General features: G+C 50.9%; 23 protein-coding genes and 1 riboswitch. Of the genes, 19 read left to right on the top strand and 4 right to left on the bottom strand.

Annotated elements, in window-relative coordinates; genetic code table 11:
• From rpe to FGS84_RS25820, 8 genes are all read left to right on the top strand, one after another.
• Complete coding sequence (rpe, locus tag FGS84_RS25855) at window positions 1-666, top strand: ribulose-phosphate 3-epimerase (RefSeq protein WP_138311113.1); 666 nt, start codon at window positions 1-3, stop codon at window positions 664-666.
• Complete coding sequence (locus FGS84_RS25850) at window positions 663-1,313, top strand: thiamine diphosphokinase (RefSeq protein ID WP_138311112.1); 651 nt, start codon at window positions 663-665, stop codon at window positions 1,311-1,313. Before rpe ends, FGS84_RS25850 begins: the two co-directional genes overlap by 4 nt.
• 165 nt (window positions 1,314-1,478) lie before the next feature.
• A complete protein-coding gene (locus tag FGS84_RS25845) occupies window positions 1,479-2,102 on the top strand; it encodes an ECF transporter S component (protein WP_138311111.1) in 624 nt (207 codons plus the stop codon).
• 13 nt (window positions 2,103-2,115) lie between these two features.
• Window positions 2,116-2,982, top strand: coding sequence for a pyridoxamine kinase (locus tag FGS84_RS25840; RefSeq protein WP_138311110.1), 867 nt, complete (start codon window positions 2,116-2,118; stop codon window positions 2,980-2,982).
• A 398-nt stretch (window positions 2,983-3,380) separates the two neighbouring features.
• Window positions 3,381-4,298 (top strand): hypothetical protein, encoded by a 918-nt coding sequence (locus FGS84_RS25835; RefSeq protein WP_138311109.1) that lies wholly within the window; start codon window positions 3,381-3,383, stop codon window positions 4,296-4,298.
• Between the two features lie 46 nt (window positions 4,299-4,344).
• Window positions 4,345-6,036 carry an amidohydrolase gene (locus FGS84_RS25830; protein ID WP_138311108.1) on the top strand — a complete coding sequence of 564 codons (1,692 nt, stop codon included), beginning with the start codon at window positions 4,345-4,347 and terminating at the stop codon, window positions 6,034-6,036.
• A gap of 63 nt (window positions 6,037-6,099) precedes the next feature.
• The gene (gene serS, locus FGS84_RS25825; RefSeq protein ID WP_138311107.1) at window positions 6,100-7,389 is read left to right on the top strand and encodes a serine--tRNA ligase; all 1,290 of its coding nucleotides are present in this window, start codon (window positions 6,100-6,102) and stop codon (window positions 7,387-7,389) included.
• Between the two features lie 67 nt (window positions 7,390-7,456).
• Window positions 7,457-7,831, top strand: coding sequence for a VOC family protein (locus tag FGS84_RS25820; RefSeq protein ID WP_138311106.1), 375 nt, complete (start codon window positions 7,457-7,459; stop codon window positions 7,829-7,831).
• 98 nt (window positions 7,832-7,929) lie between these two features.
• Here the strand turns inward: FGS84_RS25820 and FGS84_RS25815 are convergent, their stop codons facing one another.
• The 4 genes from FGS84_RS25815 to FGS84_RS25800 all read right to left on the bottom strand — a co-directional run bounded on the left by FGS84_RS25815 (window position 7,930) and on the right by FGS84_RS25800 (window position 12,768).
• Window positions 7,930-8,361, bottom strand: coding sequence for an aspartate carbamoyltransferase regulatory subunit (locus FGS84_RS25815; protein WP_138311105.1), 432 nt, complete (start codon window positions 8,359-8,361; stop codon window positions 7,930-7,932).
• Window positions 8,355-9,278, bottom strand: a complete 924-nt coding sequence (gene pyrB, locus FGS84_RS25810) for an aspartate carbamoyltransferase (RefSeq protein ID WP_138311104.1) — start codon at window positions 9,276-9,278, stop codon at window positions 8,355-8,357. The genes FGS84_RS25815 and pyrB overlap by 7 nt, the downstream gene beginning before the upstream one ends.
• Window positions 9,279-9,485: 207 nt before the next feature.
• On the bottom strand, window positions 9,486-11,003 hold the full coding sequence (locus FGS84_RS25805) for a response regulator (RefSeq protein ID WP_138311103.1): 1,518 nt from the start codon (window positions 11,001-11,003) through the stop codon (window positions 9,486-9,488).
• Window positions 10,996-12,768, bottom strand: coding sequence for a sensor histidine kinase (locus FGS84_RS25800; protein WP_138311102.1), 1,773 nt, complete (start codon window positions 12,766-12,768; stop codon window positions 10,996-10,998). Before FGS84_RS25800 ends, FGS84_RS25805 begins: the two co-directional genes overlap by 8 nt.
• Window positions 12,769-12,978: 210 nt before the next feature.
• Here FGS84_RS25800 and FGS84_RS25795 point away from each other — a divergent pair, with 210 nt between their 5' ends.
• The 11 genes from FGS84_RS25795 to FGS84_RS25745 all read left to right on the top strand — a co-directional run bounded on the left by FGS84_RS25795 (window position 12,979) and on the right by FGS84_RS25745 (window position 26,048).
• Entirely contained in the window at window positions 12,979-14,334 is a 1,356-nt protein-coding gene (locus tag FGS84_RS25795) for an extracellular solute-binding protein (RefSeq protein WP_138311101.1), read from the top strand.
• Between the two features lie 53 nt (window positions 14,335-14,387).
• Complete coding sequence (locus FGS84_RS25790) at window positions 14,388-15,281, top strand: sugar ABC transporter permease (RefSeq protein ID WP_138311100.1); 894 nt, start codon at window positions 14,388-14,390, stop codon at window positions 15,279-15,281.
• A 2-nt stretch (window positions 15,282-15,283) separates the two neighbouring features.
• Window positions 15,284-16,129, top strand: a complete 846-nt coding sequence (locus FGS84_RS25785) for a carbohydrate ABC transporter permease (RefSeq protein WP_138311099.1) — start codon at window positions 15,284-15,286, stop codon at window positions 16,127-16,129.
• Between the two features lie 5 nt (window positions 16,130-16,134).
• Window positions 16,135-17,055, top strand: coding sequence for an amidohydrolase family protein (locus tag FGS84_RS25780; protein WP_171042716.1), 921 nt, complete (start codon window positions 16,135-16,137; stop codon window positions 17,053-17,055).
• Window positions 17,056-17,085: 30 nt separating this feature from the next.
• A complete protein-coding gene (locus FGS84_RS25775) occupies window positions 17,086-18,486 on the top strand; it encodes an alpha-glucosidase/alpha-galactosidase (protein ID WP_138311097.1) in 1,401 nt (466 codons plus the stop codon).
• A complete protein-coding gene (locus FGS84_RS25770; protein ID WP_227146594.1) occupies window positions 18,487-19,614 on the top strand; it encodes a mandelate racemase/muconate lactonizing enzyme family protein in 1,128 nt (375 codons plus the stop codon).
• A 291-nt stretch (window positions 19,615-19,905) separates the two neighbouring features.
• Window positions 19,906-20,679: an ABC transporter ATP-binding protein gene (locus FGS84_RS25765; protein ID WP_227146591.1), complete on the top strand. Its 774-nt coding sequence runs from the start codon at window positions 19,906-19,908 to the stop codon at window positions 20,677-20,679.
• On the top strand, window positions 20,666-22,504 hold the full coding sequence (locus FGS84_RS25760) for a CARDB domain-containing protein (RefSeq protein WP_138311095.1): 1,839 nt from the start codon (window positions 20,666-20,668) through the stop codon (window positions 22,502-22,504). The genes FGS84_RS25765 and FGS84_RS25760 overlap by 14 nt, the downstream gene beginning before the upstream one ends.
• The gene (locus FGS84_RS25755; protein WP_138311094.1) at window positions 22,491-23,879 is read left to right on the top strand and encodes an ABC transporter permease; all 1,389 of its coding nucleotides are present in this window, start codon (window positions 22,491-22,493) and stop codon (window positions 23,877-23,879) included. The genes FGS84_RS25760 and FGS84_RS25755 overlap by 14 nt, the downstream gene beginning before the upstream one ends.
• 100 nt (window positions 23,880-23,979) lie before the next feature.
• A riboswitch (ZMP/ZTP riboswitch) is annotated at window positions 23,980-24,069 on the top strand.
• A 70-nt stretch (window positions 24,070-24,139) separates the two neighbouring features.
• Window positions 24,140-24,853 carry an IMP cyclohydrolase gene (locus FGS84_RS25750; RefSeq protein ID WP_138311093.1) on the top strand — a complete coding sequence of 238 codons (714 nt, stop codon included), beginning with the start codon at window positions 24,140-24,142 and terminating at the stop codon, window positions 24,851-24,853.
• Between the two features lie 16 nt (window positions 24,854-24,869).
• A complete protein-coding gene (locus FGS84_RS25745) occupies window positions 24,870-26,048 on the top strand; it encodes a phosphoribosylaminoimidazolecarboxamide formyltransferase (RefSeq protein ID WP_138311092.1) in 1,179 nt (392 codons plus the stop codon).
• The last annotated feature ends 7 nt before the right edge of the window (window positions 26,049-26,055 follow it).

Raw genomic sequence — 26,055 nt, 5'->3', positions numbered from 1 at the left:
ATGTATTATAAATTAGCGCCGTCGATTCTTGCGGCTGATTTTACCCGCCTGGGAGAACAGGTGAAGGAGGTGTACGGGGCAGGGGCCGAGTATCTTCACCTGGACGTGATGGACGGGGCTTTTGTGCCCAGCATCTCCTTTGGCATGCCGGTAATCAAGAGCCTGCGCCCATGTACAAGGGCTGTTTTTGATGTGCACATGATGGTGGAGGAGCCGGGACGCTATGTGGAGGATATGAAGGACTGCGGAGCGGATATTATAACAGTCCAGGCTGAGGCCTGTACCCATCTGGACCGTGTGGTGAACCAGATTAAGGAAGCCGGTCTGAAGGCAGGCGTGGCTTTGAATCCGGCCACACCCGTGGAATCCCTGGAGTGTATCCTCGGTGCTCTGGATATGGTGCTTATAATGACCGTGAATCCTGGTTTCGGAGGCCAGAAGTTTATTCCTTATACCCTGAACAAGATACGCCGGCTCAGAGACATGCTGAATGACCAGGGGCTTAAGACGGACATTCAGGTGGACGGCGGTGTAAATGCAGGCAATGTCCGGGAAATCATTGAGGCGGGCGCCAATATATTTGTGGCTGGCTCTGCTGTCTTTGGCCAGGACCCCTCTGCCAGAACCAGGGAATTCATGGATATTTTAAAGGAATATGAGAAATGAAGCGTTGTCTGATTATAACCGGCGGAAAACTGGACCTGTCCTTCGCCGGTTCTTTTTTGGGACAGGAAACATTTGATAAAGTCATTGCAGTGGATGCAGGACTGGAGGCCGTAAAGGCCCTGGGCCTGGAGCCGGATATGATTGTAGGTGATTTTGACACGGTGCGGCCGGAGGTACTGGCATATTACAGGAGAATGGAACATATTGTCTGGGATACCCATCAGCCGGAAAAGGATGAAACGGACACAGAGCTGGCCCTTTTAAAAGCCCAGGCAACGGGATGCACCCAGGTGGTGGTGCTGGGTGCCACAGGCGGACGCATGGACCATATGCTGGGCAATATCCATCTGCTGTTTCCATGCCTGCAAAAGGGAATGGAGGCATATATCCTGGACAGCCAGAACCGTATTTACCTGATAGACGGGGAGAGGACCTTTAAGAGGAATGAGACCTGGGGGAAATACATTTCCTTCCTTCCGCTTACCGGGGAGGTCAGGGGCATTACCCTTACCGGCTTTAAGTACCCGCTCCATGAGAAGGACATAGAAATAGGCACCAGCCTCTGTATCAGCAATGAACTTGTGGGGGAGGAAGGGACCATTACCTTTACGGACGGGGTGCTGATTGTGGTGGAATCCCATGATTGACAAAATTGATTCCGGATGTTTGTTTTCATGAATTCTTACAAAACTGGCCTGGTCAAAACTTATCAAACTGGATATTTAAAACATTCCACCTTAGTGATACCATAGGTGACATGAATGGATGCATTCCATGCAGTAAGAAATATACAATATGAGGAGAGTGTTAGTATGAAGACATCCAGTGCAGTGACAGCAGGTCATAACAGGGGCCTGGAAGACAGCCGTATCTACAAGCTGGCCCTGACCGGCCTGTTTGCGGCATTATCCTATGTGGTTTTTACATTTTTGCAGATAAAGATTACCCTTCCGGGAGGCGATGCCACCTCCATCCATCTGGGCAATGCGGTCTGTGTCCTGGGAGCCCTGATGTTAGGAGGTTTTTACGGCGGATTAGGGGGTGCTCTGGGCATGACCATCGGGGATTTGTTCGACCCTGTTTATGTTGTGTATGCGCCGAAAACCTTTCTGTTAAAACTCTGCATCGGCCTGATAACCGGTCTGGTGGCCCACAGGCTTGGCAGGATTAATGAGAGCTCCGATAAGCGCCATGTATTCCGTTTTGTGGTGGCTGCCTCTGTCTGCGGGCTGCTGTTCAATGTTATTTTTGACCCATTGGTGGGATATTATTATAAGCTGGCCATTCTGGGCAAGCCTGCGGCAGAGCTGGTGCTGGCCTGGAACATTGCCTCCACCTCCATCAATGCGGTTACATCTGCCATTGCGGCGGTGGCCATCTACATGCCCCTTCGCAGCACACTTATAAGGACCGGGCTCTTTGACCGGCTCAGATGACAGGAGATTTGACATGAGTGCTTACCGACAGAAAAAGATTGCCATGATTAATGATTTATCCGGATACGGCCGCTGTTCCCTGACAGTGGCTATTCCCATTTTATCCGCCATGAAGGTCCAGTGCTGCCCCATACCCACCTCCATCTTGTCCAACCACACAGGGTTTCCCGTCTATTTCTTTGACGATTACACGGCGAAGATGGGAGAGTTCATCCGCAAGTGGAAGGAGCTGGAGCTGACCTTTGACGGCATTGTCAGCGGTTTTCTGGGTTCCGAGGCGCAGATTGAGATTGTGATGGATGTGATACGGCAGTTCGGCCAGGAAGATACCAAGGTAATTATAGACCCAATTATGGGGGACCACGGGGAGACTTATGCGACCTATACGCCGGCCATGTGCAGCCGCATGAAGGAGCTGGTGTCCATGGGGGATATTGTTACCCCCAATCTGACAGAAGCGTGTATCCTGACCGGCAGGACTTACCGCAGGGATGGCTGGAGCAGGACGGAACTTAAGGAGCTGGCAGGGGAAATCCAGGCCATGGGACCCAGATGCGTGGTTATCACAGGTGTGAACCAGGGCGGTTTTATTATGAATGTGGTGGCTGAGGGAGAGCGGACCGCCTTCCCTAGAACCAGGCGTGTGGGCCATGAGAGGCCGGGAACCGGGGATGTGTTCTCCTCCGTGGTGTCGGCTGCCGCCGTAAGGGGATGGAGTCTGGACCGCGCGGTGCGCCTGGCGGCCTCTTTCGTAAAAGCCTGCATTGCCAGGTCCGAGGAGCTGGAAATACCCATAGCCAACGGCGTGTGCTTTGAGGAACTGATGGAGGTGCTTGTCCGTGCAGTGGACAGCAGGCATGAACCGGGAAAACCGGTATAAAGCGGGGAAGCTTGATGCGGCGCGGGAAAACCGGCATAAGGCGGGGACGCTGACATGAGGCGGAAAGGCCGCCTGGATTGTATGCAGGCCACAGTTCAGGCGGCAGAATAAAAAAGCTTATCCATTGCGTTTTTCCCGGGATGGTGTTATATTATAGAAACCAGACAATAGGGAAATATAAGCATCTATCGCTCATTATCCTATTTTAAGAAATCTGAATGTATCTGTTTTTTAGCTTTCATCTAATTATTCAGCCCAGTATACATATACGTCGGGCAATTATTCCATTATTAAGTATCGTTTTAGTACACGAAAGGCAAAGGAACTATTGTCTGGTTTATGAGAAAACGCTATAATGGGGATAGGGTCTTATATGGCTTGCCGGAACAGGAGGCTGTATGGGAAAAAGAAACCAGTCTGACCGGGCGGAAAACATGGGCTTTAGCCAGATAGAGGACCGGGTGATGAAGATGGCGGCCCAGTTTTTTGGCGAGGATTTACTGCCGTATGTGGGAGTAGAGGGCAGGATAGCCGGAATTGCGCCTACTGAACACATTCATCTGGAGATGCGCAGGCTGGAGGAGGACTTTAATTTCATCATGACAGACGGTTCATGGAGGCATCTGGAGTTTGAGAGCGACAGCATTACGCAGAAAGACTTGAGGCGGTTCCGTGAATACGAGGCCTACATAGGATTTGCGTATGATGTCCAGGTTACGACCGTGGTATTGTGCACATCAAAGGTAAAGGTCCTGATGAGGGAACTGATGAATGGTGATAGTGTCTACAGAATAAAACTGGTGCGTCTGAGAGACAGGAGTGGGGATAAGGTTTTTGAAAAGCTGGGGCGGAAGATTCGCAAGGGTAAGGCGCTGAAACGCCGCGATGTGTTTCCGCTGCTGTTGGCTCCGTTCATGTCGGGAACCATGGGCATGGCGAAACGCATTTATCAGGGGATGGAGTTTTTACAGAGGAAGGAACTTGATATAGACGATGACGAGAGAAAAAAGATGCAGTCAGTGCTGTATGCACTGGCAGTCAAGTTCTTGAACCGGGAGGAATTAGGTCAGATAAAGGAGAGGATTGGAATGACTGTTCTAGGTGAAATGCTGTTGGAGCAAGGTATTGAGCAAGGTATTGAGAAAGGTATTGAGAAGGGTATGAGGGAAGGCAAAAGAGAAGGGGCCGTACAGGCGCTTGAGCGTGTAAACACCCTGAATGCAAGGCTGGCAGAGGCTGGCAGGACAGATGATATTATTCGGGCGGCCACGGACCGGCAGTATCAGGACCGGTTATTTCATGAGTTTGGTCTGTGACAGCTGTAAGCGGGGCAGGATAAGACTGAATAAGGGGAGGGACGGCATGAGAACAATCTATCGGAATGGCGTTGTGTACACAGGGGAGTTTCCCCTGTGCCGGGCCTTTGTGGTGGAGGAGGGTAAGTTTATTTATGCAGGCACTGATGAAGGCGCCCTGGCCATGGGGGATGCAGGGGATGAGGTGAAGGATTTAAAGGGAAGGTTTGTGTGCGCCGGATTTAATGATTCCCACATGCATATTCTGAGCTATGGAAACGCCCTCCGCGCAGCGGATTTATCCCTGCACACCCGGTCCCTGGCCGGAATGAAGGAGTATATGAAGGAATTTATCCGGGAACAGTCCGTAAAGCCCGGTACCTGGGTAATGGGAAGGGGATGGAACCATGATTATTTTCAGGACGAAAAGCGGTTTCCGGACCGCCATGACCTGGATATGATATCCACGGACCACCCCATCTGTCTTACAAGGACATGCGGCCACGCCTGTGTGGTGAATACCATGGCCCTTAATCTGGCAGGCGTCACTGGGAATACGCCCCAGGCGGAAGGCGGCCTCTATGAGGTGGATGAAAACGGGATGCCCAACGGAATATTCCGGGAAAATGCAATGGACCTAATCTATGGATGCCTGCCTGAGCCGGCAAAGGAGGATATAAAGGAAATGATACGGACAGCGTCCAAAGCGCTGAACCGTTACGGTGTCACCTCCTCCCAGACAGATGATTTGCTGGCCTTTAACAACGTGCCTTATGAGAGGGTGCTGGAGGCATACAGGGAACTGGAAGCAGAGGGAAGGATGACGGTCCGGGTCTGTGAGCAGTCCCAGTTCACCACCCTGGAGGAGCTTAAGGGATTTGTGGAAAAGGGGTATAATACGGGCTGGGGCAGCCAATGGTTTAAGATTGGCCCCCTTAAAATGCTGGGAGACGGTTCCCTGGGAGCCAGGAGCGCCTATCTCAGCCAGCCCTACGCGGACGACGCATCCACCCGGGGAATCCCTATTTTTACCAGACAGCAGCTTAAGGATATGGTGGGCTATGCCAATTCCCAGGGAATGCAGGTGGCTGTCCATGCCATTGGGGACGGCATTCTGGATGATGTCCTGGCAGCCTATGAAACGGCCCTTGCACAGAATCCCAGAGAGGACCACCGCCACGGCATTGTCCACTGCCAGATTACACGGCCGGACCAGCTGGAGCAGTTTGGAAGGCTGTCCCTCCATGCATACATCCAGTCCATTTTTCTTGATTATGACATCCACATTGTGGAGGAACGCATTGGAAAGGAGAGGGCTGCATCCAGCTATCATTTCCGGACCCTCTATGAGATTACCCGTACCTCCAATGGCTCAGACTGTCCGGTGGAGCTGCCGGATGTGATGAAGGGAATACAATGCGCGGTTACCAGGACAACGGTGAGTGACCATACAGGCCCCTATCTTCCGGAACAGGCCCTGGATATAAAGCAGGCCCTGGATTCCTATACCGCAGAAGGCGCCTGGGCTTCCTTTGAGGAGAGGGTAAAGGGACGGATTGCTCCGGGAATGCTGGCGGATTTTGTGATACTGGGGGCAAATCCTTTTGAAACCGCCCCGGAGGAGCTGGCCTGCATTCCGGTGGAAGCCACTTATGTGGACGGCGTATGCCGGTACAGCAGACAGACAGAAGGAAAACGGCAGCAGGAAAAAACAGAAAAAGGGCTTTTATTTCCTGGGAAAATGTTATATACTCTTTAACAGTACAGGAATACCTGTCCAGAAATGGAAGATAGTATATCAAGGAAATCCAGGAGGAATACCATGTTAGATTTAAGATTTGTTAGAGAGAACCCGGAGATTGTAAAGCAGAACATTAAGAATAAATTCCAGGACAGCAAGCTGCCGCTGGTGGACGAAGTGATTTCACTGGACACAGAGGCAAGGACTACACAGAAGGAGGCCGATGATTTAAGGGCCAGCCGCAATAAACTGTCCAAGCAGATTGGCATGCTCATGGGCCAGGGCAGGAAGGACGAGGCAGAGGCCGTGAAGCAGGAGGTCAGCGCCAATTCAGCACGTCTGGCGGAGCTGGAGGAAAAAGAAGGACAGCTTTCTGAGAAGATTACAAAGATTATGATGACCATTCCCAATATCATCGACCCAACCGTACCCATTGGCAGGGATGACAGTGAAAACGTGGAAGTGGAGCGGTTTGGCGAGCCCGTGGTACCGGATTTTGAGATTCCCTATCACACAGACATTATGGAGCGGTTTAACGGCATTGACCTGGACGCGGCCAGAAGAGTGGCGGGCAATGGCTTCTATTATCTGATGGGAGATATTGCAAGGCTTCATTCAGCAGTGATTTCCTATGCAAGGGATTTTATGATTAACCGCGGATTTACCTACTGCGTGCCTCCTTTCATGATTCGCAGCAACGTGGTAACAGGCGTTATGAGCTTTGCCGAGATGGATGCCATGATGTATAAGATTGAGGGGGAGGACCTGTACCTGATTGGTACCAGCGAGCACTCCATGATTGGCAAATTCATCGACACCATCACGCCGGAGCAGCAGCTTCCCCTGACCCTGACCAGCTATTCTCCCTGTTTTCGCAAGGAGAAGGGCGCCCACGGCATTGAGGAGAGAGGCGTTTACCGTATCCACCAGTTTGAAAAGCAGGAGATGATTGTGGTCTGCAGGCCTGAGGAAAGCCCTATGTGGTATGACAAGCTGTGGCAGAACACCGTGGATTTATTCCGTTCCCTGGATGTTCCGGTCCGCACACTGGAGTGCTGCTCCGGCGACCTGGCTGACCTTAAGGTGAAGTCCGTGGATGTGGAGGCATGGTCCCCAAGACAGAAGAAGTATTTTGAGGTGGGAAGCTGCTCCAACCTGGGAGATGCCCAGGCCCGCCGTCTGAGAATCCGCGTACAGGGGGAGGACGGAGGCAAGTACCTGGCCCACACCCTGAACAATACTGTGGTGGCTCCTCCGCGTATGCTGATCGCTTTCCTGGAGAACAACCTTCAGGCGGACGGCAGCGTGAAGATTCCGGAAGTGCTGCGTCCTTACATGGGCGGCATGGAAGTGATGGTTCCCAAGAATTAAACATGTTTCATGTACCGGTCTGCATCCTGCGGTGCAGGCCGGTTTTGTACAAAGAAAGGAGAGAACTATGATTACATTTAACCATTTTAATTTTAATGTATTGGATTTGGAAAAGAGCCTGGCCTTTTATAAGGAGGCGCTGGACCTGGAACCGGTGAGAGAGAAAAATGCTTCGGACGGCTCCTTTAAGCTGGTATATCTGGGAGACGGCGTAACTGGCTTTACCCTGGAGCTGACATGGCTGCGGGACCGGCAGGAAGCCTATGACCTGGGAGAGTGCGAATTCCACCTGGCATTCCATGTGGATGATTTTGAGAGCTGCCATAAGCACCATGAGGAGATGGGATGCATCTGCTACGAGAATCCGGGCATGGGCATTTATTTCATCAAGGATCCGGACGGTTACTGGCTGGAAATCGTGCCGGCTGATAAGCAGAGATAATGGGTCTGGGAAAAAAGATAAGGCAGTCCGGCGAATTCCAAAGGGAATTGACGCCGGGCTGCCTTTTCATGTATTTATGGGAATGTCCCACAACCTTTTTATTTAAATTCGCTGTATTTCTCTTCGCAGTACTGGCAGCGGTAAACCTCTGCCTTCTCGTCTGCCAGGTAGAAGATATGGGGAAGCTCCTGCTCAATGGATGTGATGCAGCGGGGGTTCTTGCACTGAATCACATTGGTGATTTTCTTGGGAAGCTTTAATGCCCGTTTTTCGGCAATCTTGTCCCCGCGGATGATGTTCACCGTAATGTTGTGGTCAATGTAGCCCAGTACCTTTAAGTCAACCGTATCCAGTCCGCCCTCGATTTTAATGATATCCTTGCGTCCCATCTTGTTGCTGCGGGCATTCTTGATGATGGCTACCTGGCATTCCAGCTTGTCCAGGCCCAGGTGATAGTAGATGTCCAGGCTTTTTCCTGCCTCAATGTGGTCCAGGACAATGCCTTCTTTTAATCCGCTGATGTTTAACATGGCTTCTGCACCTCCAGTAATCTCATGATTAATGCCATACGCACGTATACGCCGTACTGTGCCTGCTTGAAATAGGCAGCCCTTGGGTCGTCATCCACTTCCACGGATATTTCATTTACCCTGGGAAGAGGATGGAGCACATACATGTCTTCCTTGGCAAGCTTCATTTTCTTCTTATCTAAAATGTAACAGTCTTTCAAACGGATGTAATCTTCCTCATTGAAGAAGCGCTCCTTCTGTACGCGTGTCATGTAAAGGATGTCTAACTGCCCCAGAGCGTCGTCCAGGTTGCCCACCTCCTCAAAAGGCACATGGTTGGCAATGAGCACGTCGTCGCGGATATTGTCCGGGATACGCAGCTCAGGAGGGGAAATCAGTATAAATTTGATGTTGGGATAACGGACCATGGCGTTGATTAAGGAATGTACGGTACGGCCGAATTTCAGGTCTCCGCAGAAGCCGACCGTCAGATTGTCCAGACGTCCCTTCATGGAGCGTATGGTCATAAGGTCAGTTAAGGTCTGGGTGGGATGTTGGTGGCCGCCATCCCCGGCATTAATGACTGGAATCTGGGCCTTCTGGGCGGCTACGAATGCAGCGCCTTCTTTTGGATGCCTCATGGCACAGATATCAGCATAACAGGAAATCATGCGGATGGTATCGGCTACGCTTTCGCCTTTTGCAGCAGAACTGGAATTGGCGGATGAAAAACCTAATACACTGCCGCCCAGGTTCAGCATGGCAGCTTCAAAACTTAAACGTGTCCGTGTACTTGGCTCGTAGAAAAGGGTGGCCAGTTTCTTGCCGTCACATACATGGGCATATCCTGGAAGATTCTGTTCAATGTCCCTTGCAAGGGCCAGAAGGTCATCAATTTCTTCCACAGAGAAGTCTAAGGGATTCAATAAATGTCTCATGGGAGTCTCCTTTGCGCATTATATTGTAAAATATTGATTTTGGGAAATAGTTCACACTCTACCAGTGCGATAGCCGGACCAGCCAGATATGGCACTGATTTGTGCCTCGTCATATTCTTACATAGAATGTGGTATAAGTCAAGTAAAAATTACAGGCTTTTTAAAAAATTGTCTGCGGAGATTGCCTGGGGCAAAGGGGATTGCCCTTTATCTGCCTGGTCTTCCGCAGACCTGTGTGATGTAGGCGCTGGGGGTCATACCTGTTTTTTTCTTGAATAGCTGGGAAAAATACTGTGGATTGTTTCCGAGTCCCACTTCCTGGGCCACGTCCTGTATCTTATCAAGTCCTCTGGATGCCAGCAGCTGTTTGGCGGTCTTAATCCGCATGTCAGCCAGGTAGGTGGAAAACTTGGTGCCTGTTTCCTTCAGGAATTTTTTGCTGACATAGTCCACATTCATAAAGAGATAGTTTTTGGCAATATATTTAAGGGTCAGGTTGTCATCCTGCAGGTTCCGGCTTACATAATCAAATATCTGCTGGGTCATGGTGCTGACGGACTGGCCGCTGTCCGGCTCCCTCAGTATATCCTCCACCCGTTCAATGGCAAGGTTTTTAAGGTCTGTCAGACTCTGTTCATTTTCAATCCGGACCAGCAGTTCGGTCAGCTGGGTGGATGAGAGGGAAGGGATGTTCAGGGTAAGCTTCATAAACAGGTTGCTGGCAATCTGTTTTAAAAAGGTGATGTCATTTATATCCTTAATAAGCTCGGTCAGCTTCTGCATGGAATCCTGGTGCCTGTTCAGGATGGACTGGCACAGCTGCTCCAGTTCATTTATATGGGTGTTGTAATTGCAGGTGTAGAGCAGATGGAAATTATTGATATAGTAAATCATCCCAAACCGCCTGATTTTCTTAAGGACCACCACCAGAAGCTGTTCCAGGTTGGAATACAGGGTGGATTCGGTTTCCAGGGTAACGGCCTGGCCCTGGTAGTGCCTTTGGCAGATGAAACGTTCCAGGTCCCGGTAGTTTGCGGCAAAGTCCTTAAAGAACAGAAGCAGGGTATTATTTACGTATATGCCGTGGATGATGACCGAGGAGATGTTTTCCCCGCAGTACAGCCTTAAATCATCCAGAAACTCCTCCAGGTGTTCAAAGGACAGGAAATACACGTAATACAGCCTGTAGCCTGTGAATTTAAAGTCGATGTAGGATTCATAGGACCGTATGATGTCGGGAAAACTGCGGTTCTGGCATATGCTGTCATTGATAATACTGAAAATGACATTGTGGTTCATGCTGTTGATTGCCATGAAGCGGTCTGACACTATCCGCTCCATGATTTTCTGCTGGTAACAGTCCTTTTTGCACTGCTCAATACAGTCAATAATCTGCAGTTCATTGCAGGGCTTAAGGAGATAGTACTTGACCCCGTTTTTCATGGCTTCCTTGGCGTACTCAAACTCCCCGTAGCCGGAGAGGATGATGAACTGTACATTTAAATCCGTGCCTGAAATCCTGCGAATCAGCTCCAGGCCGTCCATGCCGGGCATCCGGATGTCGGTCAGCACGATATCCGGCGTTTCGTCCATTATCATGTCATATGTTTCCATGCCGTTTTTGCACAGGCCCACCACCTCGATGTCGTACTCCTTCCAGTTGATGATGGTGGATATGGTTTCTCGTATGATGCGTTCATCGTCTGCAATGATTAATTTAAGCATAGTCTTCTTCCTCTGTTCTGTATGGTATTGTGATGACTGCAATGGCCTTTTCATTCAGGTTCTTAAAGGACAGCCCGTAGGATTCCCCAAAAAACATCTGGATGCGCTGGTGGATATTGACCAGGCCGATGCCAAAGCCATGGGCATTTTTGGTGCCGTCCTGAAGCTTTTCAAGGAGTCCGTCCTCAAATACAGAGCCTTCATTTGACACCTCCACAATCAGCAGCTCCCCTTCCCGATAGGTCCGTATGCTGATTTCGCAGGTATCCATCATTTCTTCCATGCCGTAGCGGATGGCATTTTCCAGAAGGGGCTGGATGGTAAGGGGCAGGATAAGGGCCCTGCCCAGTTCTTCGGGACACTCCACATGGAAGAGAAGGCGGTCCTCAAAGCGTATTTTCTGGATGGTCATGTAGCTTCCGGCCAGCCCAATCTCATAGTCCAGGGTCACCAGGGGTTTTTTGTTGCTGAGGGTGGCGCGGAGCAGGGTTCCCAGGGATTCCACCATGGAGGAAATCTGCTGGTCCTTCAGCGCCTTGGCCCTCCAGTTAATGGTTTCCAGGGTGTTGTATAAAAAGTGGGGATTGATTTGGGATTCCAGCGCCTTAAGCTTGGCGTCCCGGCTTAAAATCTGATTCACATAATTGTTCTGGACCAGGTACTGGATGCGCCCCGCCATGGTGTCAAAATGCTGGTGCAGCCGGCTGATTTCATCGGTCCGTTTACTGTAATCCACCTCCACCTCAGGCATTTTAAGCTCCGTGCTGCTGAAGAATTCCATCTTTTTGATTAAAAGATTGAAGTCCTTTAAGATGTAACGGGTCAGCCGTCTGGAAAATGCCATGGCAATGATGAAGCCCACAATGAGCATGGCCAGGATAAGCCGGTAGGCCATGCCTGTGGAATTGGCAATCTGGTCATATGGGACCAGGTTTATGTAAGTCCAGTTGTAATGGGGAATGGTGTTCTTAACTGCAAAATAGCTGTGCCCGTCATGGTGCACAATGCTGTAGGGCTGGCCCGTCTGTTTCATAAAGCCATTGGCGGTTTCAGGGTCGATTCCGGCAGAGGTGTAAATGAGCTGGTCCCCGTCAAAGAGGATATAGCTGGAATCATCATAGGTGGTCACCGCCCGGTTGGCATCCCTTACAATCCGGTCCAGGTCCACAAATACCAGCAGATCGCCCAGGTGGTCCAGCTCCAGGTTGTACACCTTCCTGACACTGCGGCTGAGTATATACAGGCCGTGGTCATAGTCGATGGTCCAGGTGATGGCTCCCTCACGCTGCCTGGCCCTGTCCACCGCGTCCTGCACCGTGTCCCCATCTGCATTGTTTATGACCACGAAGTTCGTCAGGTTCTGGAAATACCGGTTGTTTAAGGCAATCGCGGATACGCCGTTATTTTTATATGCCTGCTGGTAATTGTTGATGGCTGTGCTGATGAGCGGGTTGTTGTCAGACCATACAAGAGGGTCATCCGTACTGTCAATGCTGTTTAAGGAATCCTGAATCACAGAGGAGGAGATAATGACAGAGGAAAGGGTCTCGATGCTCTTTAAGTTGCTGGAAATGGTCCGGGATGAAAAGGACAGATTTCCGGCAATGGCCTTGTAGAGCTGTTCATTGTATGCATTGGAGGAAATCCGCAGTCCTGCCAGCGCTATAATCAGAATCAGCACCACATTGGACAATACAACGGCCAGCAGCTTGTTTTTCATGGATAGATTTTCAAAGTCATGTTTTATCCGTTTCAGGTATTTCATAAGTTTCTCCTGTTTTCAGTGGAAATTTCCTGTCTTAATTTAATATATACCATATCCTCCAACAGGACAAGGGAAAGTTTCATCTGTATAAATGGTGTAAAAAAGTCGGAAAATTAATCATGGACATCGGTTTTATTGATTGGTTTGGAAGAAAAAAGCAGGTATAATCAGTTCATCAAAAGCAATTGAAGAACGAGGGAGGTTTTAATCATGAAAAAGAAATTAGCATTGGTGCTCACAGCTGCCCTGGCAGCAGCAAGCCTGACAGCATGCGGCGGTTCCGGTACAACAGATACCAAGGCAGCCGGTTCACAGGCAGAGGGGGCTTCCGGGGAAACAGCCGCAGCCGGAGACAGTTCTGAAATGGTGGTTGCCTGGTGGGGCAACCAGGTAAGAAATGAGCGCACTCAGGCCATTCTGGAGCTGTACTCGGAACAGAATCCAGGCGTTACATTTGACGGGCAGTTCTCAGAGTGGGCAGATTACTGGAACAAGCTGGCAACCGCTGCTGCCGGACATTCCATGCCTGACATTGTCCAGATGGATTACAAATACATCCAGCAGTATGTGAACAATGATTTGCTGGTGGACTTGACACCTTATATTGAAGACGGCACCATCGACGTGTCAAACTGCAATGAGGATGTACTGAACTCCGGTAAGGTGGGAGAGGGGCTTTACGCTATCTGCAACGGCATCAACGCGCCGGCCCTGCTGTACAACAAGACAGCCCTGGATGAGGCAGGCATCACGGTAAAAGACAACATGACCATGGACGAGTTCATTGCCCTCTGCAAGGAAATCAGGGAAAAGACAGGGTATAAGACCAACATCGCATATAACAACGGCGAGAACTTCATCGAATATTTCCTCCGTGCCAATGATGTAGTCATGTTCGAGGAAGGAAAGCTGGGCGGAACAGCAGAGGATTATGTGTCCTATTTCAAGCTCTACGAGGAAGGCATTAGGGACGGATGGGTTGTGGATCCTTCCATATTTGCAGAGAGAACCATCGGCTCCGTGGAGCAGGACCCAATGGTATATGGTTCCAATCCTGAGACAATGTCCTGGTGCGCATTCAACTATACCAACCAGCTTACAGCCATCCGAAGCGCTGCGCCTGAAGGCGTGGAGATTGCCATGACCACCTGGCCGTCAGCAGACCCTGTTAAGTCCGATTATCTGAAGCCAAGCCAGTTCTTCGCAGTTACAAAGGACAGTGCAAATCCGGACGAGGCAGCCAAGGTCCTGAACTTTATCACCAATTCAGTTGAGTGTAATGAAATCCTTTTAGGCGAGAGAGGTATTCCTCTGTCTTCATCCGTAGCTGATTCCATTGCGCCTAAGATGGATGAGACCAGCCAGGAAGTAATTAAGTTTATCAATGAAGTTGTATCCGATAATTCTTCCCAGATTAACCCGCCGGCAGCCGACGGCTCCAGCGAGGTAAACGACCTTCTCAACAAGCTGGAGGAGCAGGTGTGCTACGGCCAGATGACGGCTGAGGATGCCGGACAGCAGCTGTTTACAGAGGGTTCAAAAATCATGGAGTCCAAGAAAAATTAACAAATTAAAAAGAGCGGCTGCTGGCGGCCGCTCTTTTACCAGGAGGAGAGGCTATGAAGGAATTAAAGCAGCAGCTCAGCAAGGAAAGTGTGGCCGGTGTCCTGTTTACACTGCCCTTTACCATTGGATTCCTGCTGTTCATGATTGTTCCAATGGGAATTTCATTGTATTATTCGTTCTGCGACTACGATATCCTGTCGCCGCCTGTTTTTACAGGCCTTAAGAATTTTATTTCCATGTTCCAGGACGAGACGTTTTTTAAAACACTGAAGGTGACGTTTTTCTTTGCATTTGTGTCTGTACCGCTCAAACTTCTGTTTGCTTTGATTGTGGCCATGCTTTTGCTGGAAAATTCCAAAATGTCCGGTTTTTACAGGGCCGCCTATTACCTTCCTTCCATCATCGGCGGTTCCGTGGCAGTATCCATCTTATGGAAGAGGATGTTTGCCATGGACGGCGTGGTAAACAAGCTTCTGGGAATGATGGGAATCCAGACCAGCTTTTCATGGCTGGGCGATACCAGGACAGCCATATGGGTTCTTATATTACTGGTGGTCTGGCAGTTTGGTTCATCCATGCTTATCTTCCTCTCATCCTTAAAGCAGGTTCCCCAGTCCCTGTATGAGGCTGCTGAGGTGGACGGCGCCAGCGCTCCGGCAAAGTTCTTTAAGATTACCCTGCCCCTGCTGACACCTACCATATTTTTCAACCTGGTCATGCAGATGATTAACGGATTCCTGGCTTTTACCCAGTGCTATATCATTACCCAGGGAAAACCCATGAATTCCACCCTGCTCTATACCGTGTATATGTATAAGCAGTCCTTTGAATTCTACAACACAGGATACGGTGCAGCCCTGGCATGGGTCATGCTGGCTGTGATTGGCCTGATAACCCTGTTCCTGTTTGCCACAAAACGGTTCTGGGTATATGAAGGAGGTCTTTAATCATGAAAGAGAAGCGAGTGGTGAAAAAAGCAGTATACCATGTGATTGTTTTCGTCATCGGAATTATCATGATTTATCCCCTCATATGGATGGTCATGAGTTCCTTTAAGGAGAACAGCACCATATTCTCCACAGCAGGCAGCCTGATACCGGAGAAATTCATAGTCAGCAATTATTCCACGGGATGGAAAGGGTTTGGAAAGATTTCCTTTGCCACGTTCTTTAAGAATTCCATCTTTATCTCAGTGGTAGCCACCCTGGGAACCGTAGCCTCATCCGCCCTGGTGGCCTACGGGTTTGCCAGGTTCAAGTTCAGGGGCAGGGGCATTCTGTTTGCAGCCATGCTGCTGTCCATGATGCTTCCCGCCCAGGTGCTGATGATTCCCCAGTATCTGTGGTATCAGAAGCTGGGCTGGGTGGGTTCCTACATGCCTTTGACTGTTCCGTATTTCTTTGCCATACAGGGATTCTTCGTGTACCTGATTTCCAACTTCATCAGCGGCATTCCCACGGAGCTGGATGAGGCGGCCAAGATTGACGGATGTTCCTATGCAGGTATTTTTACACGCATTATGCTGCCTCTTATTAAGCCGGCATTGGTTACGGCCTGTATATTCTCCTTCATGTGGAGATGGGATGATTTCCTGTCGGCCCTGCTGTATGTCAGCAAATCCAGCATGTACCCGGTCAGCCTTGCGCTTAAGCTTTTCTGCGACCCGGGCTCATCATCGGATTACGGCGCCATGTTCGCCATGGCTACCCTATCCATCCTGCCGTCCATCCTTATATTCCTGTTTTTCCAGAAATATCTGGTTGAGGGCATCAGTACTTCCGGCCTGAAAGGATAATACATATGGAACATGAAATGAAGATAATAGACGGACACGTCCATCTGGTACAGTACATAGCCGGAACAGGGGCAGGCGGGGAGCTGCGTTATGCCGGAGACGGCATGGCGGAATATGCTTCGGGAGAACGGTTCAGGATGCTTCCGGATGAATTCTCCGGCGGAGTGGTGACGGCCGGGGATATTCTGCGGAAGATGGATGAGAACGGAGTGGAGAAGGCAGTGCTGCTGCAGGGAAATTACTTTGGTTTCCAGAATCTTTATTCCATGGATGCGGTTAAAAAATATCCGGACCGGTTCCGGGCAGCCGCCTCCTACGACCCCTTTTGCCGGAACAGGGAACAGATACGCAGACACCTGTTTGAAGAACTGGGTTTTTCCATTGTAAAGTTTGAGGTCAGCACGGGTTCCGGGCTCATGGCCAGTCACTTTACGCTGCCCCTGGACGGGGATATCATGAAGGCTGAATATGATTATGCGGACGAGCATGGTCTGGTGTTTGTCATTGACATCGGCAAATGCGGCAGCGAGAGCTGGCAGACTGACCGGCTCAGAACTGTGATAATGGAGCATCCGGGCATGAAGTTTGTGGTCTGCCATCTGCTGGCCGTGTCCATGAGGGATGAGGATAAGCTGGTGGAAGGGCTCAGGAAGCTGGCCCTGCCCAATGTGTGGTTTGATTTGGCGGCCCTGCCCCATAACTGCGGCCCTGACGCCTACCCCTATCCCAACGCGGTGCGGTATCTGAGGCATGGAATCGAGATAGCAGGGGCAGACCGTCTCATCTTTGGAACAGATATACCTTCGGTGCTGAAGGAGGACAGCTATCAGCATCTGATTCAGTATATTACCTGCAGTGATGCATTTTCCAGGGAGGAAAAAGAACAAATCATGTACAGAAATGCTGAGAAGGTGTATTTTCAGTAAGAATAAAGTGCTCATAACAAGGAGGATAATATGAAGTATAGTGATAATAAGGTGACGGATATTCAGATTGCATACATTGGAGGCGGTTCCAGGGGATGGGCCTGGACCTTTATGACAGACCTGGCCCTGGAGGACCAAATCAGCGGCACCATAAGGCTGTATGATATTGACAGTGAGGCGGCAAAGAACAATGAGATTATCGGCAACCGCCTGATGCAGAGGGATGACGCCAAGGGAGACTGGAAATTTGAGACCAGCTTAAGCCTTAAGGACGCCCTGACCGGCTGTGATTTCGTTGTCATCTCCATTCTTCCGGGTACCTTTGATGAGATGGAGTCCGACGTCCATCTTCCGGAGCGCCTGGGAATCTACCAGTCGGTAGGCGATACGGCGGGACCAGGCGGAATGGTCCGGGCCCTGCGCACCATTCCCATGTTCGTGGACATTGCCGAGGCCATAAAGGAGTACGCGCCAAAGGCATGGGTAATCAATTATACCAACCCGATGTCGCTGTGCGTAAAGACATTGTATCATGTATTTCCGGAAATTAAGGCATTCGGGTGCTGCCATGAGGTATTTGGCACACAGAAGGTCCTTAAAGGAATCTGCGAGGAAAGCTGCGGAGAGACAGATATTGACTGGCATGACATCCATGTGAATGTGCTGGGTATCAACCATTTCACCTGGTTTTCAAGCGCATCCTATAAGGGAATTGATTTATTCCCTGTGTACAGGGATTATATTGACAGGCATTTTGACCAGGGGTATGAGGTGGAAGGGGAAAACTGGATGAATTCCTCCTTTAAATGCGCCAACCGGGTTAAAATGGACCTGTTTAAGAGGTACGGCCTCATTGCTGCTGCAGGCGACCGGCATCTGGCTGAGTTCATGCCTGGAAATGAGTACCTGAATGACCCGGAGACAGTTGCATCCTGGAAATTCGGGCTGACCACGGTGCAGTGGAGGAAGAATGACCTGAAGGAAAGGCTGGAGAGAAGCAGCAGACTGGCTTCCGGCAGTGAGGAAGTGAAGCTGGAGCCCACCGGTGAAGAGGGGATTCTTTTAATCAAGGCCCTCTGCGGCCTTACAAGGGTTGTCAGCAATGTAAATATCCCCAATACGGCCTGCCAGATTACCAACCTGCCGTCAGACGCCCTGGTGGAGACCAATGCTGTCTTTGAAAAGGACCACATTTACCCGGTGGTTGCAGGAGCTGTGCCTGAACAAGTAAAGGAACTTCTGATGCCCCATCTGGAAAACCATGAGCTGATTATGGAAGCAGCCCTTAAGCCGGATAAGGAGAAGGTGGTCAGGGCATTTATGAACGACCCGCTTGTAAAGGGAAAGAACTGCAGGGAAGAGGATGTCAGGCTTCTGGTGGACGACATGCTGAAGAACACGCTTGCATATCTTCCAAAAGGATGGGAATAGATGGACATGGAGTATGACAGCCAACTGCTTGCCTTCACAGATGCATTTATCATCAACCTTGCGCCGGTACCCCAGAAGGAGCCATTTTACGATGCAACCGGAGGGCCCTTTACCCATTCCAAGATAAGTAAATATGTGGAGCTTTATACGAAGGACGGGGTGAGGGGCGTGTGTCCCTGCTCATCCATCATGGAAAAGACCATACTTCCCCTCATCATGACCGGGGAGGAAAAGAGCTTCGGCCAATGGATGCACAAGGTATACTGGGCGTGCCGCAATTCCGGTTTTGACGGCGAGACAGCCGGGGAGGTGGGAAAGCTTGAGTACCTTCTCACCGACATCCTGGCAAAGCGCGCAGGGATGCCCTTCCACCGGTTCCTGGGAGCTCTGAAGGACAGCGTTGCGGTATACGGAAGCGGCGGAAGCACACACCTAAGCGGCGCCGGTCTTGCCAGGGAAATGGAGCATTTCATGGGCTGCGGACATAAGACGGTGAAGATGAAGGTGGGCACGGATTTTGCCACGAAGCAGGAGTATGACGTGGAGCGCGTCCGGCTGGTGAGGGAGACCATTGGTCCGGATGCGGAGCTGGCCATTGACGGCAACCATTCCTTTACGGTACGGGAGGCACTTGTATTTGCGGATAAGGTTCAGAAATATGATATTGCATGGTTTGAGGAACCCATTCACGGTTTTGATTTTAAGGGCTACGGTGAATTGGCAGAAAGCTGTCCCATTCCCGTGGCCGCCGGTGAGTCGGTGCGCAACCACTATATGTTCACACCTTATCTGGATGCAGGAGTCCGCCATTTCCAGCCGGTTCCCTCCTCCTTTGCAGGAGTAAGGGAATGGATGCAGGTGCGGGACATGGCGGTCCAAAACAACATACGTTTTTCTTCAGGCGGCCTGCCACTTCTTGCCTGCCCGCTGATTGCCACGGCAGGGGATGAGGCCATGGAGGAATTCCTGGAGGTATGCAACCAGCCTGTATTGGACTGCATGGAAGTGACCGTGGAGCGCAGGGAGGGACGCTTTTACCTGCCGGACATTCCGGGCCTTCCCTTCCGGCTGGATATGAAATGGCTGAAGAAAAAGGGATATCTTTTGTCCTATGTCAGGTACGCTTAAATCATATTTTAAAACACTGGAAACATCCAGGACCGGACCCCGGCTGAAAAGCAGCGGGAGTCCGGTCTTTTTGCCGTACTCTGGTCTGATTTACTTTACAATTACCTGTTTTCGTGTTACATTTGCTACTGAAAACAGGTGGGGTGTAAGGAATTATTAAAGGAAGATTAAAGAAAAACAGAAGAACAAAACACCGTCTCTGTGCTATACTGAACAAAATTAGTAACAGTCTGTCCATAGGGGCTGTTATCCAGATTGGAGCGCGTTTACGCCCCGGAAAGGAGCCTGGGTTTGGCAGAGGAACAGCTGGAAAACCGGCCCGTGGTCATACGGGTCAAGAATTTATATAAGATATACAAGGTAGGAGATATCAAGGTCCGGGCCCTGGACGGACTGGATTTTGACATATATAAGGGTGAGTTCGTTGCCATAGTAGGCGCCTCCGGTTCCGGCAAATCCACCCTTCTCAACATGCTGGCCGGGCTGGAGAAGCCGACTAAGGGAGAGATTGAGATTGGTAAGGTCCATATAGAGAAGATGACGGAGCGGCAGCTGGTCAGCTTCCGCCGTGAAAAGGTGGGATTCATCTTCCAGGCATACAACCTTCTCAATACCATGAATGCCCTGGAAAATGTGGCCCTCCCCCTTTCCTTTCGGGGTGTTTCCAGGAGACTGCGTCTTAAGGAAGCCAGAAAATTCATGGACCTGGTAGGAGTGGGGGGACAGGCTAAGCATATGCCCAACCAGATGTCCGGCGGACAGCAGCAGCGGGTGGGGATTGCCAGAGCCCTGGTTGTGAACCCTCAGATTATATTTGCCGACGAGCCCACAGGAAACCTGGATTCCAAGACTACCATGGAGGTGCTGCGCCTGATGCAGAAGATTGTCAGGGAGCAGAACCAGACGCTGGTTATGGTAACCCATGACAACAATCTGGCCTCCTATGCGGACCGGAGAATCCGGATTATGGACGGCCGGATTGTGGGAATCGAGACAGGCGGCAGGGAAGCGTCAGATGAGGGGAATGCAGAGAAAAAGGAGTGCAATGAGAATGAGAGCAAATAAGTGGTGCAAAGGCTTGACGGCGTTTATGGCGGCCTGTATGCTGGCCGGGATGTCTCCGTCCAGCGCAGCGGCCAGCGATTATAAACTGGGCTATAACACCAATGCCAGTGAAAATGACTATGTATTTACTACAAAATCACCGAAAGGAACCATAGGAAAATCCATGTCCATTCCTTTCCGTATCAGGGCAACGGACGAGGACATGGAGAACCTGCGCATCAGTCTCCTGGAGACCAATGAGTTCCAGCAGATAGAGGAGAGGGGAAACGGGGATTACTCTGTGGACTATTACCCCTTTGAAATCATGGAGACCACCTTTGTGGCCAAGAGCGTGGGGACCATCAAGAAAGGAAATGTAAAGAGTGTGTCCCTGTCAGCCAGAGTGCGCCGCGACGCCCTTCAGGGATATTACAGCATCCCTGTGCTGCTTGAATGGGACGGCGGTTCCGACACGGACTACATCAATGTATGGATTTCCACCTCATCCACCTCCGGTGCAGATGATGAGGAGGATAAGAAGGAGGGCAATTATTTTGTGGTGGGTGAGGGCCAGCCCACGCCCAGGGGCGTCTATCCCAATGTCATGGATTACAGCGTGAATTTCCGCAACAAGAGGGAGACCACTGCCCAGGATGTGACGGTCAGCATGCAGCTGTCAGAGGACGACGCCAAGTTCCCCTTTGAAATCAATGACGGCAACTATGACCGCACTTTTGAACGGGTGCAGCCCGGAGAGACTGTGTCCGCTCCTTACAGCATGGCTATCCGCAAGGATTCCTACACAGGCTATTATCCAATCAAATACACCATTACCTTCCGCCTGAGCTCAGAGGGAGACCTGCACACGGAGGAGGGAACTTTTTATGTACATATTGTGTCCAAGGATAAAGAGGACGACCTGGGAGATTTTAACGCCAATGACAGGACCAGGGCCAGGCTGATTGTGGAGAGCTATCACACGGTTCCGGAGGAAATCTATGCAGGGGACGAGTTTGAACTGATTCTCAACATGAAAAATGCATCCACCTCGGTTCCTGCCAGCAATATCCTCTTTAACCTGGAGTCGGAAAAGGTATCGGACAGCGCTGTGTTTACCACGGAGTCAGGAACATCCTCCCTGGTGGTGGACAATATGGCTCCCGGCCAGACCACCGAGGTCAGGGCCAGATTCACGGCCAGGGCAGGAGTGGACCAGCGCTCCTACGCCATCACGGTGAAGGAGAAGTATGACAGCCCTGAGTTCAAGAACGCAGAGGAAAGCATTGTGGTGGACATACCTGTGAAACAGTATGCCCGTCTGAGCACCAGCACTATTGACGTTATGCCCGACAGCATGACCGTTGGGTCTGAGTCCAATGTCATGTTCGGAATCAACAACACGGGAAAGGTCATCCTTTACAATGTGACCGTAACCTTTGAGGCGGATTCCATCAAGACCACGGACGCCTATGTGGGAAACATCAAGCCAGGTGAAACAGGCAACGTGGATACCATGCTGACAGGAGTGGCTCCCACCCAGGATGAGGGAACCGTCCGCATCCGCATTGAATATGAGGATGAAAACGGCGTGCCCGCTGAACCGGTGGAAAAGGAGCTGACCCTCATGGTTATGGAGGAGATGGAACAGGACTGGGATGACATGGGAATGGCTATGGATGCAGGCAGCATGGACGCGGAGGCGGCCCCTTCCTTCTGGGGCAGATATAAGTTCCTGATAATTGCCGGTGCGGTGGCGGCAGCCGGTATTGCAGCTGCAGTTGTCCTCCGAATCAGGAAGAAACGCAAGGCAGCAAGGGAAGAGGATGGGGACGATGAGATTTCATGACCTCGTAATCATGAGCATTAACAACCTAAGACGCAGGAAGCTGAGGACAGTACTGACCGTGCTGGGCGTTATTATCGGTACGGCATCCATCGTGGTCATGGTATCCCTGGGAATCGGACTGGACCAGATGTTCATGGAACAGATTTCCTCCTGGGGAAGCCTGACCACCATCAATGTGTACTCCGGTTCCTCCTATGGCAATGCAGTGATGATTGGAGGGGGCGGGAGCAGTAAATCCTCGGACCCCACCTACATCACGGACGATGTCATAGAACAATTTAGCCGTCTGCCCCATGTGTCCGGCGTATCACCGGTCCTGGAAATCAATGTGGTTATGCGCCAGGGAGCCTATGAGGCCCAGTATCTGTCCCTTATGGGCGTAAGCCAGTCCTTTCTGGAACAGATACCCCTGGGGGAGGGCAGGCTTCCTGAACCGGGGGAGATGGGCATGGTGGTGGGCAACACGGTCCAGCAGAATTTTTACAATTCCAAGACAGGCCGCGGATACTGGGACACAGGCGAGATGCCGGATGTGGACTTTATGAATAAGCCCCTTTTCGTAATTTTTGACGTGGATGCCTATTTCCAGACCAGAAATGGTTCCGTTAGTTCCTCGGAGGACGGCCAGACTCCGGTGAAACCGCCGAAAAAGTATATGATGAATGCAACCGGAATGGTGGAGGGCGGTCCGGATGACTGGAATTCCTATTCCTATAACGTGTACACGGATATCGACGGCCTGAAGGCCCAGCTGCGCAAGGTGTTTAAAAAGGGAACCGTTATACCGGGCCAGCCCACCAACAAAAAGGGAAAGCCCCTGAACTATCTGACCTACAACCGGGCCCAGATATTTGTGGAGGATATGGAATATGTCCAGGAGGTCCAGAAGCAGATAGCGGACATGGGATTCCAGGTCAGCAGCCAGGCAGACTGGATGGAGAGCACGAAACAGCAGTCCAGCATGATACAGGCTGTTCTCGGCGGAATCGGAGCCGTATCCCTGTTTGTGGCGGCTATCGGTATTGCCAACACCATGATGATGTCCATCTATGAGCGGACCAAGGAAATCGGAGTTATGAAGGTGCTGGGCTGCGATATGGGAAATATCCGGAACATGTTCCTCATTGAATCCGGCTTTATAGGTTTCATGGGAGGCGTTGTGGGAATCCTGCTCAGTTACGGTATTTCGGTGGTCATTAACCGGTTTGTCAACCTGGAGGAAATGAACGGCCTGACAGGCAATCTGTCCAGAATACCGCCCTGGCTTTCCGTTGCAGCCGTGGTCTTTGCCATATTTGTGGGCATGGCAGCCGGATTCATGCCGGCCATGCGCGCTATGAAGCTGAGTCCCCTGGCAGCCATCCGGAATGAATAGGGGAAATATGCCGGCACCGGAGACTGCTTTCCTCAACACTCTTGATTAGTAAAACTTCTAAAAAAGGGTTGCAATATTAGAAAAAAAGATATATATTAATGGTAGGGCGTGTGACTGGCGGATAGTGGAGCAACCACAGGGAGCACGCAGTACCATGAACTAGTTTGAGCCGACCGCCTGGGCATGCATATTTTTTTGCGTGTCCGGGAGCCGGCTCTTTTGAGTTTCAGCAGCCTATTAAGCCGAATGGAGGAATCAGTATGAATCAGATGTCACTGGAACAGGAACTGAAAGGCAATGCGTATCCCGGACGGGGAATCGTCATCGGGCGCTCTGATGATGGAACAAAGGCAGTAACCGCTTATTTTATCATGGGCAGAAGCGCCAACAGCCGCAACCGCGTATTTGTGGAGGACGGGGAAGGAATCCGCACCCAGGCATTCGATCCCGCCAAGCTGGAGGATCCAAGCCTGATTATATATGCCCCTGTACGGGTCCTTGGAAACAAGACCATTGTGACCAACGGAGACCAGACCGACACCATCTACGGCGGAATGGACCGCCAGATGACCTTTGAGCAGTCCTTAAGATGCAGGGAATTCGAGCCTGATGCGCCTAACTATACACCGCGAATCTCCGGTATCATGCACATTGAAAACAGCAATTATAACTATGCCATGTCCATTTTAAAGAGCGATAACGGAAATCCGGATTCCTGCCTGCGTTTTACCTATGCCTACGAGTCGCCGGCAGCGGGAGAGGGACGTTTTATCCACACCTATATGCATGACGGCAATCCCCTCCCCAGCTTTGAGGGAGAACCTAAGAAGGTGGGTATAAGCGGGGATATCGGCGCCTTTACGGATTTGGTCTGGAACAGCCTGAACCAGGATAATAAGGTGTCACTGTTCGTGCGCTTTATCAATATTTCCGACGGTACGTACGAGACAAGAATCGTAAATAAAAACAAATAAGGAGAGAGGTATCATTATGAAAGAACTGGCACTTAAATACGGCTGTAACCCAAATCAGAAGCCTTCCAGAATCTTCATGGAAGGTGACAGGGAACTGCCCATCACAGTACTGAGCGGCAGACCTGGCTATATCAATTTCATGGACGCGTTAAACGGCTGGCAGCTGGTGAAAGAGCTGAAGGCAGCCACAGGACTTCCGGCAGCGGCTTCTTTCAAGCATGTATCTCCTGCAGGGGCAGCAGTGGGCCTGCCTCTTGACGGGACGCTGAGGAAGATTTACTGGGTGGATGACATGGGTGAACTCTCACCTCTGGCCAGCGCCTATGCAAGGGCAAGGGGAGCGGACCGCATGTCCTCCTTCGGGGACTTTATCTCCCTGTCCGATGTGTGCGACGCTGACACGGCAAGAATCATTAAGCGCGAGGTGTCTGACGGCGTTATTGCTCCGGGATATGAACCGGAAGCCCTGGAAATCCTCAAGTCCAAGAAAAACGGTAATTACAATGTCATCCGGATTGACCCGGATTATGAGCCGGAGGCCCTGGAGCGCAAGCAGATATTCGGTATTACCTTTGAGCAGGGACACAACAACCTGGAAATCAACAGGGACCTTTTGGAGGATATAGTCACTGAGAACAGGGACCTTCCGGATTCTGCCAAGATTGACCTGATGATTTCCCTCATCACCCTGAAATACACACAGTCCAACTCCGTATGCTATGTAAAGGGCGGACAGGCCATCGGCATCGGCGCGGGGCAGCAGTCCAGGGTACACTGTACGCGCCTGGCAGGCAGCAAGGCGGACAACTGGTATCTGCGCCAGGCTCCCCAGGTAATGAACCTTCCGTTTGCGGACAGCATCAAGAGAGCTGACAGGGACAATGCCATTGATGTGTATATGGGGGATGATTACATGGATGTACTGGCTGACGGAAGATGGGAAAAGATTTTCAAGGTAAAGCCTCCTGTATTCACCGCTGAAGAAAAGAGGGCCTGGCTGGACACCATGACAGACGTGGCCCTGGGTTCCGACGCCTTTTTCCCCTTTGGTGACAACATTGACAGGGCCAGCAAGAGCGGCGTGAAATACGTGGCGCAGCCCGGAGGTTCTGTCCGTGACGACCAGGTCATCGAGACCTGCAACCAGTACGGAATGGTGATGGCATTTACGGGAATCCGTCTGTTCCACCACTAATGGTTTT

It is taken from the genome of Clostridium sp. 1001271st1 H5 (assembly GCF_005845215.1).
Classification (GTDB): Bacteria; Bacillota; Clostridia; order Lachnospirales; family Lachnospiraceae; genus Enterocloster.
Note: the sequence above shows the minus strand (reverse complement) of the source record. Positions and strands in the feature narration are given on the sequence as shown.